This window comes from Desulfofundulus thermobenzoicus (assembly GCF_009428905.1).
Classification (GTDB): Bacteria; Bacillota; Desulfotomaculia; order Desulfotomaculales; family Desulfovirgulaceae; genus Desulfofundulus_A; species Desulfofundulus_A thermobenzoicus.
The window spans coordinates 35,430-50,872 of record NZ_WHYR01000016.1; the positions used below are offsets into that span (position 1 = coordinate 35,430).

The following is a 15,443-nucleotide window of genomic DNA, read 5'->3' on the forward strand; positions in this document are numbered from 1 at the left end:
CGAACGACATTGCGAAGCGCCGGTAACAGCACCCAGCGAGCTGTGGTGCGCATCTTACGCGATCGCTGCGGAGTGAGCGGAACAACGCCGTGCCTGCACCGGTTTGACTGAATAAACATACTACGAAGATCTTATACGCCAGTGAGTGCCGGACGAAGAGCCCGGCTACGGCCTGGGTATGATCACCACATTCCGGGCATCCACTCCCGTACCGCGGGAGACCAGTTCGTTGATACGCGCCGCCTCTTCTTTGGAGATGCGGGGGGCCAGAACGACCACGGTGGCTCCCTTTTCATCCAGACAGACAGCTGCATCCTGGAATCCCCTGGCCCGGATCAGGTTTTCCACTTCCATCTCCCGGGCCATGTTCTGGCTGATGGTTAAAAGCTTTTCCTGGGCCTTCCGGCGGGTTTCGGCAGCCGTGGAAGGGCTGTTCACAATTTCCCGCAGCAGTTCCACCTGTTGTCCCCGGGTGCGCTCCCGGTCCAGACGGTATTCCACAAAGAAGGCGCTGCCTTCCTTGCTGGACTCCAGGGATTTGCGGGAAAGATCCAGGGCGGTGCCGGCGGTACCGGTACCGCCCATTTCGACTTTCCCGGTCGCCGGTGCGGAGGCCGGGATGCCGGCTTCCTTTTTAACTGTTTGCCCGGGAACGCCCCGCCACCCCATTACCAGCAGGGCCAGGCCCAGCAAACCGAGAAAAGCGGCCAGAACAAACCTTTTGCGAATGAGGATATAATACATCTACATATCCCCCCTTTCCCTGGGCAGGACCAGGATCTTCTGGGGCTCAATACCCAGGGCCACCTGCACCGCCTGGAACAGGCGGGCCTTTACCCCGGGATCCCGGGCGCCATCGGCCACCACCAGCACTCCGGCCACCCGGGCCGCCTCCTCCCTGGTGGCCACCGGCATTTCGCCGCGGCCGTCCCGCATCACAACCAGCTGATCAGTGTCCGTATTCTCGTTGGTTACCCGGGTGCCCCCGGCCTGATCTTTCTCCTGGGTGGTTTTTTTGCTGGTGGTGGTATTCACGGCAAACTCTTCCCGGCTGGAACTGGCCAGGCGTACAGTTACCTCCACCCGGCCGGCCCCCTCCACCTGGCCCAGCATCTGCCGCAGCTTTTCCTCCAGGGACGACTCCTGCCGGGCCATGGCGGAACCCTCCGGTGGTTGAAACTTAACTTCCTGGGTGGAAGGGGAAGCGTTGTTTTGTACCGGCGGCTGTTTGACCGGCGGAGTAAAACTGCCCAGGAGAAGCAGGGCCACCCCCAGGACCACCAGTCCCCCCAGCAGCCATAGTTTTTTGTCCTGCAGCTTGCGGGGCAGACCCCCCTCACCCCGCCCGCCGGTAAACCTGTTCCAGATGGACATTTTCAAACCCCCCTGACTCGCATGGCTTTAACACCAGTGAAATACCGCCCCATGGGATTGAAAGTTTCCTTCACCCGCCAAATTCAATCTTTACGCTATCCACCGGGAGGTTGTAGAAACTGGCCAGAGTGGCGGCCAGCTTCCGGGCGGCCCGGTCTGCCTCCGGAGTGGGCGCCGTGCCGGTCGCTGCGCTCCCGGCCCCCCTGGAGCCAATGTCCACAATCACCGGCTCCACCACCGCCGGCCCCTTTTCCCCGGCCCCGTTACCGGTGGAACCGGTGGAAAGCAACAGCTTTATTTCCCTCACCTGGCCATAGCGGTGATCCCGGGGATCCGTGTAGACCTCCACCTCTGCCCCCAGCACTGTCACCTGGCCCTGCAGCCCGGCCAGTGCCCTGACCTGGCGGGCGATACCCTGGCGGTACTCCTGGAGGGCCTTTTCCTGCTGACCGTTTCTTAACTGCTTTCCTCCGGCCATAATGTCCGCCAGTCCCGGCGTGCCGGGGAAAGGACTGTTCAGGGCCGGTTCGGGCAGTTCCAGCCGCCACTCCCCGCGCACCACCCCCCCGATGGCCTGCAGCACCGCCACGATCACCAGCAGGCCCATAACCGTTTTGACATAACGGCGCATCTCACCGGCCGGCAGGAGCATCTCCAGAAATACGGCCAGGATGACAATAACAATGAGGTTCTGCACCAGGTTGCGGACTGTTTCCACCCCATCCCTCCCCCCTTAGCGGAGCATTACGGTGAGATTGCCCACGCCCACCACGATGGCGATGGCAAAGAAAAAGACCAGGCCCACGGTGGCCACCGCGGCAAAAATGGAGATCACCCCGTTGCCCAGGTCGTTTAAGCAATCAGCCACCCGGGAATCGTCCACGGGCTGGATCAGCGCCCCGGCCAGCTTGTAGATGAAGGCCAGGGACAGGAGTTTGATCAGGGGCAGGGTCATCACGAAAAACACGGCCACCACCCCGGCGATGCCCAGGGCATTCTTGATCAGCAGGGCGGAACCGATCACCGCTTCCAGGGCGTCGGAAAACATGCCCCCCACCACCGGAACAAAGGCATCCAGGGAAAACCTGGCCGTACGCAGGATCACCCCGTCGCCCACCGCCCCGGCCACCCCCTGGACGGCCAGCAGACCCAGGAAAACCGTGCCGCACAGGCCCATCAGTCCCAAGGCCACGGTTTTAAACAATCCGGCCAGGTTGGATACCTTGAACCGGGGAGAAAGGTGGCTGACCAGGCCCAGAAGGGCGGAGAAAAAGATCAGGGGCAGGACGATATCCTTCACCAGTGTGCCGATCACGGTAAGGCTCACCAGGATCACCGGGTGGAAGATGGCCGCCGAGGCCACACCACCCAGGGCCACCAGCAGGGTGAGCAGCACCGGCAGCAGTGCCTGCATTACACCCACCATCCTGTCCACCACTTCCCGGCCGGTCTGTACCGCCAGGGCGAAGGAGCCGGTGGCAATGGTCACCAGCACAAGAAAGGCCACGGTATGGGTGAGCTGGCCGGTGGTTCCCCTTTCAAAGGCGGTGGCAAAATTCTGCAGTACGGCACAAATCATGGCCAGGATGACCAGCTTCCCCAGAAGGGCCGCATTGGCCACCACTTCCCGGAAAAGGTAGGTCAACCCGGTGTGCAGGAGGGTGACGGGGCTCCAGTCCATTTCCCTTTTCAACAGTTTCGTGACCAGTTCTTTAAAATTAAATCCGGGAACGGCCCTCTGGATTTCCTCATCCAGGCGGTTGACCAGATCCCCGGCCCCGCTCATATCCACGGGATCACCGGCGGCAGCAGCTTCCGGTTTTCCGGGGGAAACCTCTTCTCCAGGGGCGTACGCCGGACAGGACAGGAACATCATTAAACAAAGGGTCAGGGCCATATACCACCCAAACCGGGTCATGACGACCACCTCACGGCACCAGTTTCAACAGGGACTGCAGTACGGCAATGACAATGGGCACCGCCAGGACCAGCACCAGGATCTTGGCGGCAAATTCAATCTTGGCCGCCACCGCCCCCTCACCGGCATCCCGGCAGATTTGGGCGCCAAACTCGGCAATGTAGGCTATGGCCACTATTTTCAGGATGGTGCCCAGGTAAACCATGTTCAGGTTGGCCCGGGCGGCCAGCTCCCTGAGCACGTCGATGACCGCACCAATTTTGCCCAGGACCATGAGAAAAAGGATCAGACCCGTGGCAATGCTCAAAAGCACGGCCATTTCCGGTTTGTTGTGCCGGATGGTTACCGCCATTACCGCGGCCACTATACCCAGGCCGGCAATCTGCATGATCTCCACCGGCGCCACCCCTTTAAAAGAGCTTGAACACCGATTTAACCTGATCGAAGAAATTGCCCAGCAGCTGCACCACCCAGATCAGCACCAGGCCCAGGCCGCCCAGGGTGGCAATGACGGCGTAATCCTCCTTGCCGGAATTTTTCAGTACATAGTGGGCCACCCCCACCAGTATGCCGATGCCGATGATCTTGAAGATCAGGTTGATATCGTAGCCCATTTTTATCCCCCCCTGATTAAAACATGAATTCCCCGGTGGCGGCCGTTCCCCGCCGCAGACGCCTCCCGGGCACTCTCCGGTTTGGTCACGGCATTTAATACAGCATGAGTACCGCCGCCAGGCCGCCCAGAAAGCCCAGGTAATTCCACAGTTTTACATAACGGGCGGCCTCTTCTTCCGCCCTGACCATCTCCAGCCCCAGCTGTTCCATGGCCAGGCGCAGGTGCTTGCTCTGATCCTGTATGTTGGAAATGCCCAGGGCTGCGCCCAGTCCGCGTAAAACGGCCAGATCCACCGGTTGCAACGCGGTGCCCGGGTAAAATTCTTTCAGGGAAGTTTCCCAGGCTTCCCGGGCCGTACAACCCGACATGGACAAAAGCTCTTCCCGGGCACGGCTGAACAGGGGAGCCACCCGCCCCCCGGCCCTGAGGGCCACCTGGCCCAGAGCTTCGGGCAGGGGGGTGGCGGTATAGGTGATCTCCGTCTCCAGCATCTGCAGTGCCGCCTGCAGGCTGCGCAGGTCCCTGGGACGGCGGGCATAATTCCTGGAGATGGTTATGCCCATACCGCCGGCGGCCAGGATAATCAGGAGACTGCCCAGCAGTTTGAACATTACTTCACCCCCAGGGAGCGCATGTTGATGCCGTCAATGATATCCTCCACGGTGCCCACACCCCGGGAGCGTCCCAGCAGGACAAAGCGCTGGATCACCCTTAAGCGGAAAAGCTGCTGCAGGGCGGGGCGGCTGTTCAGTTCGGAAAGGCTGGAGCCGTGGACGGTGACCAGCACCCGCACCCCGGCATGGAACACCTCTTCCAGGGCGGCAATGTCTTCCCTGCGCCCGATCTCGTCGGTGGCAATCACCTGGGGAGCCATGGAGCGCAGGAGCATAACCATCCCTTCGGCCTTGGGGCAGCCGTCCAGCACATCGGTGCGCATACCCACATCCCGCTGGGGTACCCCGCGGTAACAGCCGGCCAGTTCCGAGCGTTCATCCACCACCCCCACGGTGACCCCGGGCAGCCCCAGTTCCGGCACACCGTTGCTCAGGAGGCGGATCAGGTCCCGGAGCAGTGTGGTCTTCCCGCAGCGGGGAGGGGAGAAAATCAAAGTGTGATATATGCCCTTCGTCTGCCGGTCGATGAGGTGGGGCAAAAGGGACATGGCCATGCCCGGCACCTCCCGGCAGATGCGTATGTTCAGGGAACTGATGTATTTTAAGGTTTTGACCCGCCCCCCTTCCATAACCGCCCGGCCGGTCAGGCCCACCCGGTGCCCGCCGGGAAGGGTGATGTAACCGTTGCGCAGTTCCTCCTCCAGGGCATACAGGGATGAACCGGTGATCAGCTGTACGGCCCGTTCCAGGTCGTCGGCACTTACCCGGTAGGCCCGCTCCGGGGTCAGGACCGGGTTTCCTTCGGGATCCAGGAAGACATCTTTATGTACCAGCCCCAGGATCAGGGGCCTGTTCTGGCGCAAGCGGATTTCTTCCAGCCCTTCCAGGATTTCAGGAGGCAGCCCGGCTATGAATTTTCTGATGTGGGCCGGCAGCACCGGCAGTATTTCCCCGCCCGGAAAACCCTTGTCCGGCCAAACCGGCCGCAATACAGGGGTAACGCCCATGGTTTGTCCCTCCCTTACACTCCATAGATATTTAGCCGGACAGGGATTTAGACCCCCATAATTTGTCAAAAAAAGAACCCTCCACTCAAAGTGAAGGGTCCTGTGGCCGAAGCCATCCTGGTAAATGATGTTATGGGGGGCAGACCTCTTCTGGTAAGTTTGTCAGTGGCATTATTCGCCACTGCAGGGTGATAATAATTATCACGCGATTAATAAATTAACGGGCCCGGTATTTATTTACTCCAGATCGTAGGGCCAGGCCTGCAGGCCCCCTTCGACGAATTTCACATCCTTAAAGCCGGCCCCGGCCAGGGTGCGCATGGCTTCATAGGCGCGCATGCCCAGGGCACAGAGGGTGACGATTTCCTTGTCCCGCGGAATCTCCTCAATGCGGCGGCGCAGGTCGCCCAGGGTGACCAGCATCACCCGGTCGTCGGCAATGTGCCGGTAATTGTACTGTTCCGGCGTGCGCACATCCAGCAGGACGAAGTCGTCGCCCCGGTCCATTTTTTCCTTGAGCTCTTGAGCAGTGATGGTCCGGGCCAGCCCGGCCAGCTTGTTCCGGACGATGTTGGCCGTGTGGTGGGCCGGATCGATGGGAGTGGAAAAGGGCGGCGCATATCCCAGATCCACATCGGCCAGGTCGTCCACCGTGGCCCCGAAGTGCAGAGCCGTGGCCACCACATCAATGCGCTTGACCACCTCGCCGCCGCCGATGGCCTGGGCGCCCAGGATACGCCGGCTGCCCTTTTCCACCACCAGCTTCATCAGCAGGTTGTCATGGCCGGGATAATAATGGGTGCGGTCGTGGGTGGCGTTGACCGCCGCAGTCACGTCATAACCCAGCTCCCGGGCCTGCTGCTCGCCCAAACCGGTACGGCCCACATTCCAGCCCATGACCTTGAGCACGGCCGTGCCCAGCACTCCCTTGAACCTGCTCCTGCCGCCGGCCACATTGTCGCCGGCCACCCGGCCCTGGCGGTTGGCCGTGGAGGCCAGGGGAATGTAGACCATGCGCCCGGAAACCAGGTGCCGGTTTTCCACACAGTCGCCCACGGCGTAGATGTCCGGGTCGCTGGTCTGGAGGTATTCGTTCACCTGGATGGCTCCCGTCTCGCCGATGGCCAGCCCCGCCTCCCGGGCCAGCTTAACATTGGGCCGCACCCCCACGGCCACAATCACCATTTCCGCGTCAATGGCCCCGCTTTCCGTGACCACCCGGGCCACATTACCTTCATCGTCTCCCTCCAGGCGCAGCACCTTTGTCCCCAGGTGGAATTCCACCCCCGCCTCTTCCAGGCGGTAGGCCAGAACGGCAGCCAGGTCCGGATCCAGCACCCCCGGCAGGATCTGGTCCTTCAGTTCCACCACGGACACGAAAATACGGCGCTTGACCAGGGCATCGGCCGCTTCCATGCCGATGAGGCCGGCGCCGATGACCACCGCTTCACCCACTCCCTCCACCTGTTCCATGATCCCCCGGGCATCGTCGGGGTGGTTGAGCCGGTGCACCCCCTTTAAATCCATGCCCGGAATGGGGGGGACAAAGGGCTCGGAACCCGTAGCCAGCACCAGTTTATCGTAGGGTATGGTGAAGGTTTCCCCGGTGTCCAGGTTGGTAACGGTTACCTCCTTCTTTTCCCGGTCGATGGCCGTGGCCTCGGTGCGGGTGAGCACCTTTACCCCCTTTTCATTCATAAAATAATGCTCGTCCCGCATAACGCCATAGGAGGTGCTGAACAACTGGTTGAAGTCCTTGATCTGGCCGCCCACATAAAAGGGCATGCCGCAGCCGGCATAGGAAATCAAACGGCCTTTTTCAATGATGGTGATCTCCGCATCCGGCATCAAACGCCGGGCCCGGGCCGCCACCTTGGGGCCTGCCGCCACACCGCCAATGATTACAATCTTACTCACGTGGTAATTCGCCTCCCCTTTGTACCTCTGGCCTATTGTAAACCTGTTTTTCCGGACAAGTCAAGGGGGTAACGCAGCGGGTACGTATTCAATCAAACCGGTGCAGGCACGGCGTTGTCCCGTTCACTCCAGTGCTCCGCGCCGACAGCACCACAGCTCGCTGGGTGCTGTTACCGGCGCTTCGCAATGTCTTATCGCTTAAGGACAACGCCGTGCCTTTATATTAACCACCAGTTTCAGTGAACACTTCCGCAGCAGAATGAAAACCCTGCCGCGGGTAAATAAAAAAGGTTCCGGCAACCCCGGGAACAAGCCGGTGCCGGAACCCTCCGGTAAGCCATCATGGTTCTTCTTCCCATGCTGGCGAAAGCTCATTCTCCTGAATACGGCTCCGGTAAGCAATCACAGATCATCGTCCTCTTCCCGGGCCGGGGAGACCCGCCCTTCCAGCAGTTCCGGTTCGTCAGCGGAGGCATAGGTGTCGTCGTTGACAAAGACCACCTCGTCGCAGTTGGGGCAGGTCACTTCAATGACATCATCGTCTTCCACAATTTCCGGGTCGAAACACACTATTTCGCCGCAACGGGGGCATTCCACTTCCATGTATTCTTCATCATCCAGAGCCCCGCCATCATAAACCTCGTCTTCCAGGGAATAGAGGTCTTCGTCAATACTTTCCAGGTAGTCCTCCAGCTGCTCCTGGGCCTCCTCCAGCCGGCCGAAGGAATTGGCAAAATCACCCAGAACGTCGATTATGCCGCTTAAAAGCCTGCCCTCCTTGCTATCCGGTTCCAGGTTCATACCTGCGGAAAGACCCTGCAGGTAGGCTACCCTAGACTTGAGGTCTTCCATTACAGAACCCCCTTCAAAATTAATGCCGCAGTTGGACTTTTATAGTATTTCTCCGGCCGGGGGGTTTTAAACATATATTTCCTAAAAAAGCGAATGGACCACTTCTCTGAAGCCATGATACGAGGGGCAAGGGGATGTGATTTTATGGCCGGCATTCGGCCTTAGCCGAATGCCTTCTTAATCCCACCTCCAACCTCCCACTTCCCACATCCCAATGGCTAGGCGCGCTTGATGTACTGGCCGGTGCGGGTGTCAATCTGTAACACGTCGCCCACTTCAATGAAAAAGGGCACCTGAACCACATAACCCGTTTCCAGGGTGGCCGGCTTTGACCCGCCGGAAGCGGTATCTCCCTTGATGCCGGGAGCGGTTTCCACCACCGTCAGTTCCACATAGTTGGGCAGGTCCACCCCAATGGACCTCCCCTGGAACATGAGCAGGTTGATGGTCATGTTTTCCTTGAGGAACTTTACCGCATCACCCAGCTGCTCGGCGGTCATGGAAAACTGGTCGAAGGTCTCCATATCCATAAAATTATAACTGGTGCCGTCATTATACAAGTACTGGGCTTCCCGCCGCTCCACATGGGCCCGGGGAATTTTTTCGCCGGCGTTAAAGGTCTTTTCAATGACCGCCCCCGTACGCAGGTTTTTCAGCTTGGACCGCACAAAGGCCGAGCCTTTGCCCGGCTTTACGTGTTGGAAGTCAATTACCTGATAAACGTCTCCATCCAGCTCAATGGTCAACCCGGTCCGGAAATCATTGGTGGAAATCACAGGTCAAAAAACCTCCTTGAAATGCAGAATAAACATTGCAGCCGCTAACACGGGCAGATGAGCAGGGTGTCTTTGGGCGCGCCGGTGAGGACACGACAGCCCCCTTCCTCCACCACCACCATGTCTTCAATGCGCACACCGCCCCAGCCGGATATGTATACACCCGGTTCGATGGTGATCACCATTCCCGGTTCAAGGGGGTTTTCATTCTTCTTTGATACGGATGGCTCCTCATGCACCGCCAGACCCACGCCATGGCCGGTGCTGTGCCCGAAATTGTCCCCGTACCCGGCTCCTTCGATAACCTCCCGGGCGGCCCGGTCCACATCACAGGCTTTCACCCCGGCCCGCACGGCAGCCAGGGCGGCCCTCTGGGCCGAAAGCACCAGGTTGTAGATTTCCCGCTGGTGGGCATCGGGCGACCTGCCCACCGCCACCGTACGGGTAATATCCGAATGGTAGCCCTGGTACTGGCAGCCGAAATCCATGGTCACCAGGTCCCCGGGCTGAATGACCCGGTGGGAAGCTACGCCGTGGGGCATGGCCCCCCGGGGGCCGGAGGCCACAATGGTCTCAAAGGCGTTTTTGGATGCTCCATGGCGGCGCATGAAAAATTCCAGTTCCAGGGCCACGTCCCACTCGGTAATGCCCGGCTTTAAAAGACCCATGATGTGGCTGAAGGCCAGGTCGGCTATGGACACGGCCCGGGAGATTATGTCCAGTTCGGCTTCTTCCTTGGCCTGCCGCAGGTTTTCCACAATACCGTACAGGGGAACCAGGGTTATTCCCTCCAGCTTTTCCCGGAAGGTGGCAAATTGTTTGTATGTAAGGTAATCCCCCTCACATCCCAGCCGGAATACTCCCCAGCGGGGCAGGTTCTCCCGCAGCAGTTCGTGGAGGGAATCTTTGAACATAACCACCTGGCAGCGGGTGCACTGGGAGCGGGCCTGTTCCACATAACGGAAATCGGCCAAGAAAAATACCTCCCGGGGGGTAACCAGCAAAGCCCCGGCGGTACCGGTAAAGCCGCTTAAATAAAACCGGTTTTCCGGACGGAGCACCAGGAAGGCATCCACCTTTTCTCCGGCCAGCTTCGCCCGCAGGCGGTCAATTCTATCCGGCACTGTTGCTCCTCCTGTTTTGCGCCAGTTCCACCGCCGCCCGCAGGGCCAGGCCATAGCCGGTCACGCCCAGGCCGCTGATCTGGCCGGCCGCCACCGGAGCAATGACCGAATGGTGGCGGAATTCTTCCCGGGCATAAATATTGGACAGGTGCACTTCGATCACCGGCAGGCCGGTGGCGGCCACCGCATCCCTTAAGGCGATGCTGTAGTGGGTGTAGGCACCGGGGTTAAAGACCACGGCATCCTCTTCCTCTGCCGCCCGGTGCAGCCTGTCCACCAGGTCCCCCTCGTGGTTGGACTGGTAGCAATGAACCTCCACCCCCAGCTCCCGGCCCAGTTCCTGCAGGCCGGCATTGATTTCGTCCAGGGTCAGGGTGCCGTAAACCCCGGGCTCCCGGCGCCCCAGCATGTTTAAATTGGGACCGTGCAGTACCAGTATTTTCATTAAAGAAACACCACCGCCGGAAAGGATAACAACACACATTTTACCACACGGCCGGCGGGTTGCAAAGCCGTAAATGCTCAGTGACCTCGCTATGGTGCCGCGTTGTTCACGCTCACTCCAGTGCAATTACTGGTGCTGAACCGTTTGGGGTTAGTGGCCGCTGATGCTCATCCGGGCCACCCTGATGGTGGGGGACCCCCGGCCGCCGAAAAAGGTCAGGTCGCCGGCCACACCATCCACGTGATTCAACAGTTCCAAAAGGTTGCCGGCGATGGCCACCCCCCGCACGGGGCGGGTCAGCTGACCGTTCTCGATCAGTATGCCCGCCGCCCCCACGGAAAAGTCCCCGGAAATGGGATTGGCGGTGTGCATCCCCATTACCTCGGTGACATAAAGCCCGCTGGCCGTATCCCGGATCAATTGCTCCGGCGAAACCGTGCCGGGCTGGATGAAAAAGTTGGTGGTGCCCACTTCCGGCGTGCTTTTAAAGGAGCCCCGCACCCCGTTGCCGGTGGATTGCACACCGTCCCTGGCGGCCGTATAGGTGTTATGTAAAAAGCCCTTTAAAACGCCCCCTTCAATCAATACCGTGCGGCCGGTGGGCACCCCTTCGCCGTCAAAGGGCGCGGAGGCAATGCCCCCGGCCATTGCCCCGTCGTCCAGCACGGTGACCAGGGTGGAGGCCACCTGCTGCCCCACCTTGCCTGCAAAGGGGGAGCGGTTCTTCTGCACCGCCTCGGCGGTCAGGCCGGGGCCCAAAAGGCCCAGAAAACCCGTGGCCACATAGGGTTCCAGGATCACCGCCGCCCGGCGGGTGGCCACCGGCCTGGCCCCCAGCATGCGCACCGCCCGGCGGGCGGCTTCCTGCCCCACCTTCCAGGGATCCAGTTCACGGTAGTGCAGCCTGTAGTCCAGGGCAAAGCCGGTCTGGCTGTCATCCCCTTCGGTGGCCACCAGGGACACATACAGGCCGCAGTAGGCGCTGCGGTACCGGGAGGTAATGCCCCGGCTGTTCACCAGGGTAACCTCGCTTTCGGCGTCCTGGTAGGCGGCGGTCTCAATGATCTTCACCCGGGGATCCACATTCCGGGCCGCCCTTTCCATCTGCCGGGCCATTTCGATCTTTTCCTCCACCGTGGCCTGCCGGATGGCCGGATCGTACAGGTCCAGCTGCGGGTAGGCTGCTGCCGGCCCGGGCAGAACCCGGTAGGGATCGGGTGCGGTGCTGGCCGCATTGCCCATGGCCTGTCTGACTATTTCTTCCACTGCCGCCCGGTTCAGGTCCGTGGTAAAGGCAAAGCCGGCGCGGCCGTCCTGCACAACCCGCAAACCCAGCCCCCGGTCCCGGGCCAGCTTCATGGTTTCCACCCTGCCGTCCCGCACCTCAATGGTCAGTTCCTTTTCAGCGCTCAGGTAGGCCTCGGCCATGCCTGCTCCCAGGGCCCCGGCCCGCTCCAGGGCAAACCGGGCAATATCCATCAAATCAACCAATGTCAACCCCCACTCCTTTCCACATCAACATAAGTATTATTCAATGAATTTAAACCTATTCCTTTGTGAAGCATTCGAAATCCGCCACTTTTTCGCCCCCGCCCACCCGGACAGGCGGGAGAATTCGCGTTACCCTACCACACCGGAAGAACCCAAAATAAAAACTGCCTTAAGGCAGTCAGTGCACATACAGGCTGGTGGTCAGGGCGAAGAGATCGCGCACCTTTACGGGAGCCAGCTCCCTTACCGGTGTCTCCACTATGGTGGCGGGGTCCAGCATGGCCAGAATGGCCACCCGTTCCCCGGTACTCTGTTTGGTATAAAACCCCAGTATGCAGAACTGCATTTCCTCGCCGCAGACCCTGCGGGTTACTATGTCGCCAATTTTCACGGCCCCAAAACCTCCTCAAGGATACTGTAGCATAACCGCCGCCTGTACCTCGCTGGTTTTGCAACAATATCTCAAGGTGTCAGGCATTATCTCTTTGTTACCATATGCCGCTTTTTCAACAGTTGTGTATTCCTTTTCTTGAATAATCCGGTGAAAAAAGGAGCAAACTAATATACAGCACCACTGGAACCGTGGTGCCTGGTAATCAGATCCATGAAGGGAGCGGTTGAATTGGACATACGGCAGGTAAGTACCGACTGGGAGAACTGGAAACGCTTTCTGGGGCAGGCGGTGGAGTTTGCCGAGGAACTGGGCGTTTCCAGAGACCGCATCGTCAGCCTGGCCCACCAGGCGGGACAGGTGCTGGCCGACAACGTGGCCCCGGCCAACCCGGAACAAAAGGTATTGAAAGAATTGTGGACGGTGGCCGACCAGCAGGAAAAGCAGGCCCTGGCCAACCTGATGACCAAACTGGTCAGCCAGCGGCCGGGGAATTATGCGGCATTTTAAAACAGATTTAAGAGCGGAGGAATAAAATTTCCAAAGGCGGGATCCGGCATTGAACCCCGCCTGTTGTTTTTCGGGTTACGATTCAGGCAAACCGGAACAGGCACGGCCCGGCATCTACCGAAAGATATTCATCGAAGGGACCCGGAAGCACCAGGTCGTTTAGTGCCGGCATCCCGCACCCGGCGCGTAAAAAGTGAACCACGGCGAAGCAACGCGATCCTTTGTTATTTAAATCAAACCCATTTCTTTCAAACAGTCGATAGCCGAAGGAAGCGGCTCCTGCCACAACCAGCCCACCTGCAGCCAGAAGCCGGGGATGGCCTCCGAACGGTAGATTCCACTGTCATCCGGATGGATTGTCCGGTAGCGCCCCTTTTCCCCCAGCCGGTAAAACTCCGCCTGCCGCCGGTCCGGGTCGATAAGCCAGTATTCCTTAACGCCTGCGGCCTCATATTCCACATACTTTTCCCCCCGGTCCCGGGCCAGGCTTTCCGGCGAGGTTATTTCCACGATCAGATCGGGGGAGCCGTCCATGTATGTTTCCTTTAATAGAGGCAGTTTTTCGTTACTTACATAAAGAATATCCGGCTCCCGGCCCCGGCGCAGGGTTTCGGGCAGACGCACCAGAAAGGGAGCGGTCAAAACATCTCCTAAATTGTGCCTGAGAACAAATTCCCTTAACAAGGTTGATAATAACGCATTTATCTTTTGATGCTTTCTGGCTGCCGGCGTCAATATAACGACCTCCCCGTCCACCCACTCCGCCCAGGTATCCTCGTCGCACCAGGCCAAAAACTCCTCAAAGGTGATTTTGCCTTCCGGCAACGGCCTGGTTTCGTAAACCGCTGCCGTTTCCTTAAGCCGGCTCATTATTGCCCCCCCTTAGCTTTGCCTGTGACCGCCGGCCCTACAGACGCCGGATCTTGCCATTGGGCCGGCCATGGCTCGTACCGCCCACAATGAGCTCCTTGATAAACATGGTGGGCTGGGCGTCGCTCACCGGCACCCCCTGGCCGTCCTTGCCGCAGGTGCCGATGGTGAAACCCAGGTCTTTGCCGATCATCTCCACGATGCGCAGCACCTCGGGGCCGTTGCCCGTCAAAGTGGCGCCCCGCACCATGTGACCCACCTCCCCGTCCCGGATCAGGTACCCCTCGGCCACATCAAAGACAAAATCCCCGGTGGTGGTATTCACCTGGCCGCCGCCCATTTTCCTGACCAGCAGGCCGTTTTTCGTCTCTTTGATTATTTTCTCCGGATCCGTTTTCCCCGGGGCTATGTAGGTGTTCCCCATGCGGGGGATGGGCTTGTGCTGGTAGGACTCCCGCCGGCCGTGGCCGTTGGATTCCCGCCCTTCCCGGGAGGCGGTGAGCCGGTCATACATGTAGTCGGTCAGCTCGCCCTTTTCAATGAGGGTCACCTTCCTGGCCGGCACCCCTTCATCGTCAAAACGGTAGGAGCCGTACCGGCCGGACATACCGGCGTCATCAATAACGGTAACAATGTCGGCAGCCACCTTTTGCCCCTTTTTGCCGGCATAAACCGAAAGCTTCTTCTGTACCAGATCCGCCTCCAGCCCGTGGCCGCAGGCCTCATGCACCATGGTCCCCCCGGCTTCCCCGGCCATGACCACGGGCATTTTGCCGGTGGGGGCCGGCTGCGCCTTGAGCATTTCCACGGCCCGCCGGGCGGCCGTTTCCGCCACCGCCTCCGGCCGGAACTGCTCCAGCAGTTCAAACCCGGCCAGGCCGCCCACCGCCTCGTAACCCGTCTGCAAAAGGGTTCCCTCGGCGGCCACCACCTGCACCATCAGGCGGGTGCGGATCCGCTCGTCTTCCACATATTCCCCGGCGCTGTTGGCAACGGTTACTTTCTGGACCACATCCCCGTAACCCACCATCACCTGCTTGATCCTGTCCCCGTCCACCGCCCGGGCGGCCCGGTCGGCGGCCTGCACGGCTTCCACCTTGCGTTCCGGCTTCACCCCGTCGGGGCGCTCCTTGATGGAGAATTCCACCAGGGGCCGCACGCGGCGCATATCCAGGTGATATTCTTTTTTTTGCCCCCGGGAGGCATGGCTGACAACCCGCGCCGCCTCAGTAAGGCCGTCCTTGCTCAGGTCGTTGGTATAGGCATAGGCCGTGGCATCGCCGTTGAGCACCCGGATACCCGCGCCCAGGTCGATGCCCGAATGCACCCGCTCGATCTTGCCCCCCTCCAGGCCGATGCCCGTGGCCTGTTTATGCTCCACGAAGATATCGGCAAAATCGCCGCCGCTGGAGAGGGCGAGATCCAGGACTTCTTTTAACAACTGTTTATCGACCAAAAAGAATCACCTCCTGGCGGGATTAATCACTCCATATTTATTGTTATAAAAATTTAACAATCTATACCTGTTTCCTGCTGGA

General features: G+C 59.8%; 18 protein-coding genes. 1 reads left to right on the forward strand and 17 read right to left on the reverse strand.

Going from position 1 to position 15,443, the window contains the following annotated elements:
- Positions 1-165: 165 nt before the first annotated feature.
- The 15 genes from GFC01_RS07570 to GFC01_RS07640 all read right to left on the reverse strand — a co-directional run bounded on the left by GFC01_RS07570 (position 166) and on the right by GFC01_RS07640 (position 12,525).
- On the reverse strand, positions 166-744 hold the full coding sequence (locus tag GFC01_RS07570; protein ID WP_152946031.1) for a SpoIIIAH-like family protein: 579 nt from the start codon (positions 742-744) through the stop codon (positions 166-168).
- Complete coding sequence (locus tag GFC01_RS07575; protein WP_152946032.1) at positions 745-1,374, reverse strand: hypothetical protein; 630 nt, start codon at positions 1,372-1,374, stop codon at positions 745-747.
- A gap of 70 nt (positions 1,375-1,444) precedes the next feature.
- Positions 1,445-2,092, reverse strand: a complete 648-nt coding sequence (locus GFC01_RS07580; protein WP_152946033.1) for a stage III sporulation protein AF — start codon at positions 2,090-2,092, stop codon at positions 1,445-1,447.
- A 15-nt stretch (positions 2,093-2,107) separates the two neighbouring features.
- Complete coding sequence (gene spoIIIAE, locus GFC01_RS07585) at positions 2,108-3,292, reverse strand: stage III sporulation protein AE (protein WP_152946034.1); 1,185 nt, start codon at positions 3,290-3,292, stop codon at positions 2,108-2,110.
- A gap of 10 nt (positions 3,293-3,302) precedes the next feature.
- Complete coding sequence (gene spoIIIAD, locus GFC01_RS07590; RefSeq protein ID WP_341473823.1) at positions 3,303-3,689, reverse strand: stage III sporulation protein AD; 387 nt, start codon at positions 3,687-3,689, stop codon at positions 3,303-3,305.
- Positions 3,690-3,702: 13 nt separating this feature from the next.
- Complete coding sequence (spoIIIAC, locus tag GFC01_RS07595; protein WP_152946035.1) at positions 3,703-3,906, reverse strand: stage III sporulation protein AC; 204 nt, start codon at positions 3,904-3,906, stop codon at positions 3,703-3,705.
- Between the two features lie 94 nt (positions 3,907-4,000).
- On the reverse strand, positions 4,001-4,519 hold the full coding sequence (gene spoIIIAB / locus GFC01_RS07600; protein ID WP_152946036.1) for a stage III sporulation protein SpoIIIAB: 519 nt from the start codon (positions 4,517-4,519) through the stop codon (positions 4,001-4,003).
- Positions 4,519-5,529, reverse strand: a complete 1,011-nt coding sequence (gene spoIIIAA / locus GFC01_RS07605; protein WP_152946037.1) for a stage III sporulation protein AA — start codon at positions 5,527-5,529, stop codon at positions 4,519-4,521. Before spoIIIAA ends, spoIIIAB begins: the two co-directional genes overlap by 1 nt.
- Before the next feature lie 237 nt (positions 5,530-5,766).
- Positions 5,767-7,446 carry an FAD-dependent oxidoreductase gene (locus tag GFC01_RS07610; RefSeq protein WP_341473824.1) on the reverse strand — a complete coding sequence of 560 codons (1,680 nt, stop codon included), beginning with the start codon at positions 7,444-7,446 and terminating at the stop codon, positions 5,767-5,769.
- 402 nt (positions 7,447-7,848) lie between these two features.
- On the reverse strand, positions 7,849-8,298 hold the full coding sequence (locus GFC01_RS07615) for a CD1247 N-terminal domain-containing protein (protein ID WP_152946038.1): 450 nt from the start codon (positions 8,296-8,298) through the stop codon (positions 7,849-7,851).
- A gap of 218 nt (positions 8,299-8,516) precedes the next feature.
- Positions 8,517-9,074, reverse strand: a complete 558-nt coding sequence (gene efp, locus GFC01_RS07620; protein ID WP_341473825.1) for an elongation factor P — start codon at positions 9,072-9,074, stop codon at positions 8,517-8,519.
- A gap of 44 nt (positions 9,075-9,118) precedes the next feature.
- On the reverse strand, positions 9,119-10,198 hold the full coding sequence (locus GFC01_RS07625) for a M24 family metallopeptidase (RefSeq protein ID WP_341473826.1): 1,080 nt from the start codon (positions 10,196-10,198) through the stop codon (positions 9,119-9,121).
- Complete coding sequence (gene aroQ / locus GFC01_RS07630; RefSeq protein ID WP_152946040.1) at positions 10,188-10,643, reverse strand: type II 3-dehydroquinate dehydratase; 456 nt, start codon at positions 10,641-10,643, stop codon at positions 10,188-10,190. The genes GFC01_RS07625 and aroQ overlap by 11 nt, the downstream gene beginning before the upstream one ends.
- Positions 10,644-10,793: 150 nt before the next feature.
- A complete protein-coding gene (locus GFC01_RS07635; protein WP_152946066.1) occupies positions 10,794-12,122 on the reverse strand; it encodes a TldD/PmbA family protein in 1,329 nt (442 codons plus the stop codon).
- A 190-nt stretch (positions 12,123-12,312) separates the two neighbouring features.
- The gene (locus GFC01_RS07640; RefSeq protein ID WP_152946041.1) at positions 12,313-12,525 is read right to left on the reverse strand and encodes a hypothetical protein; all 213 of its coding nucleotides are present in this window, start codon (positions 12,523-12,525) and stop codon (positions 12,313-12,315) included.
- A 231-nt stretch (positions 12,526-12,756) separates the two neighbouring features.
- Between GFC01_RS07640 and GFC01_RS07645 the strand changes: the two genes are divergently transcribed.
- Complete coding sequence (locus GFC01_RS07645) at positions 12,757-13,035, forward strand: DUF3243 domain-containing protein (protein ID WP_243137334.1); 279 nt, start codon at positions 12,757-12,759, stop codon at positions 13,033-13,035.
- 228 nt (positions 13,036-13,263) lie between these two features.
- Here GFC01_RS07645 and GFC01_RS07650 read toward each other — a convergent pair whose 3' ends face one another.
- Positions 13,264-13,905, reverse strand: a complete 642-nt coding sequence (locus GFC01_RS07650; RefSeq protein WP_152946043.1) for a Uma2 family endonuclease — start codon at positions 13,903-13,905, stop codon at positions 13,264-13,266.
- A 37-nt stretch (positions 13,906-13,942) separates the two neighbouring features.
- Positions 13,943-15,361, reverse strand: a complete 1,419-nt coding sequence (locus GFC01_RS07655; protein WP_152946044.1) for a TldD/PmbA family protein — start codon at positions 15,359-15,361, stop codon at positions 13,943-13,945.
- Positions 15,362-15,443: the final 82 nt, after the last annotated feature.

Excerpts from the sequence above, each read along its gene's own strand:
- GFC01_RS07575 (WP_152946032.1), bottom strand. The coding sequence starts at position 1,374 with ATGTCCATCTGGAACAGGTTTACCGGCGGGCGGGGTGAGGGGGGTCTG.
- GFC01_RS07570 (WP_152946031.1), bottom strand. The coding sequence starts at position 744 with ATGTATTATATCCTCATTCGCAAAAGGTTTGTTCTGGCCGCTTTTCTC.
- GFC01_RS07650 (WP_152946043.1), bottom strand. The coding sequence starts at position 13,905 with ATGAGCCGGCTTAAGGAAACGGCAGCGGTTTACGAAACCAGGCCGTTG.
- spoIIIAA (WP_152946037.1), bottom strand. The coding sequence starts at position 5,529 with ATGGGCGTTACCCCTGTATTGCGGCCGGTTTGGCCGGACAAGGGTTTT.
- spoIIIAB (WP_152946036.1), bottom strand. The coding sequence starts at position 4,519 with ATGTTCAAACTGCTGGGCAGTCTCCTGATTATCCTGGCCGCCGGCGGT.
- GFC01_RS07615 (WP_152946038.1), bottom strand. The coding sequence starts at position 8,298 with ATGGAAGACCTCAAGTCTAGGGTAGCCTACCTGCAGGGTCTTTCCGCA.
- aroQ (WP_152946040.1), bottom strand. The coding sequence starts at position 10,643 with ATGAAAATACTGGTACTGCACGGTCCCAATTTAAACATGCTGGGGCGC.
- GFC01_RS07635 (WP_152946066.1), bottom strand. The coding sequence starts at position 12,122 with ATGGATATTGCCCGGTTTGCCCTGGAGCGGGCCGGGGCCCTGGGAGCA.
- spoIIIAC (WP_152946035.1), bottom strand. The coding sequence starts at position 3,906 with ATGGGCTACGATATCAACCTGATCTTCAAGATCATCGGCATCGGCATA.
- spoIIIAE (WP_152946034.1), bottom strand. The coding sequence starts at position 3,292 with ATGACCCGGTTTGGGTGGTATATGGCCCTGACCCTTTGTTTAATGATG.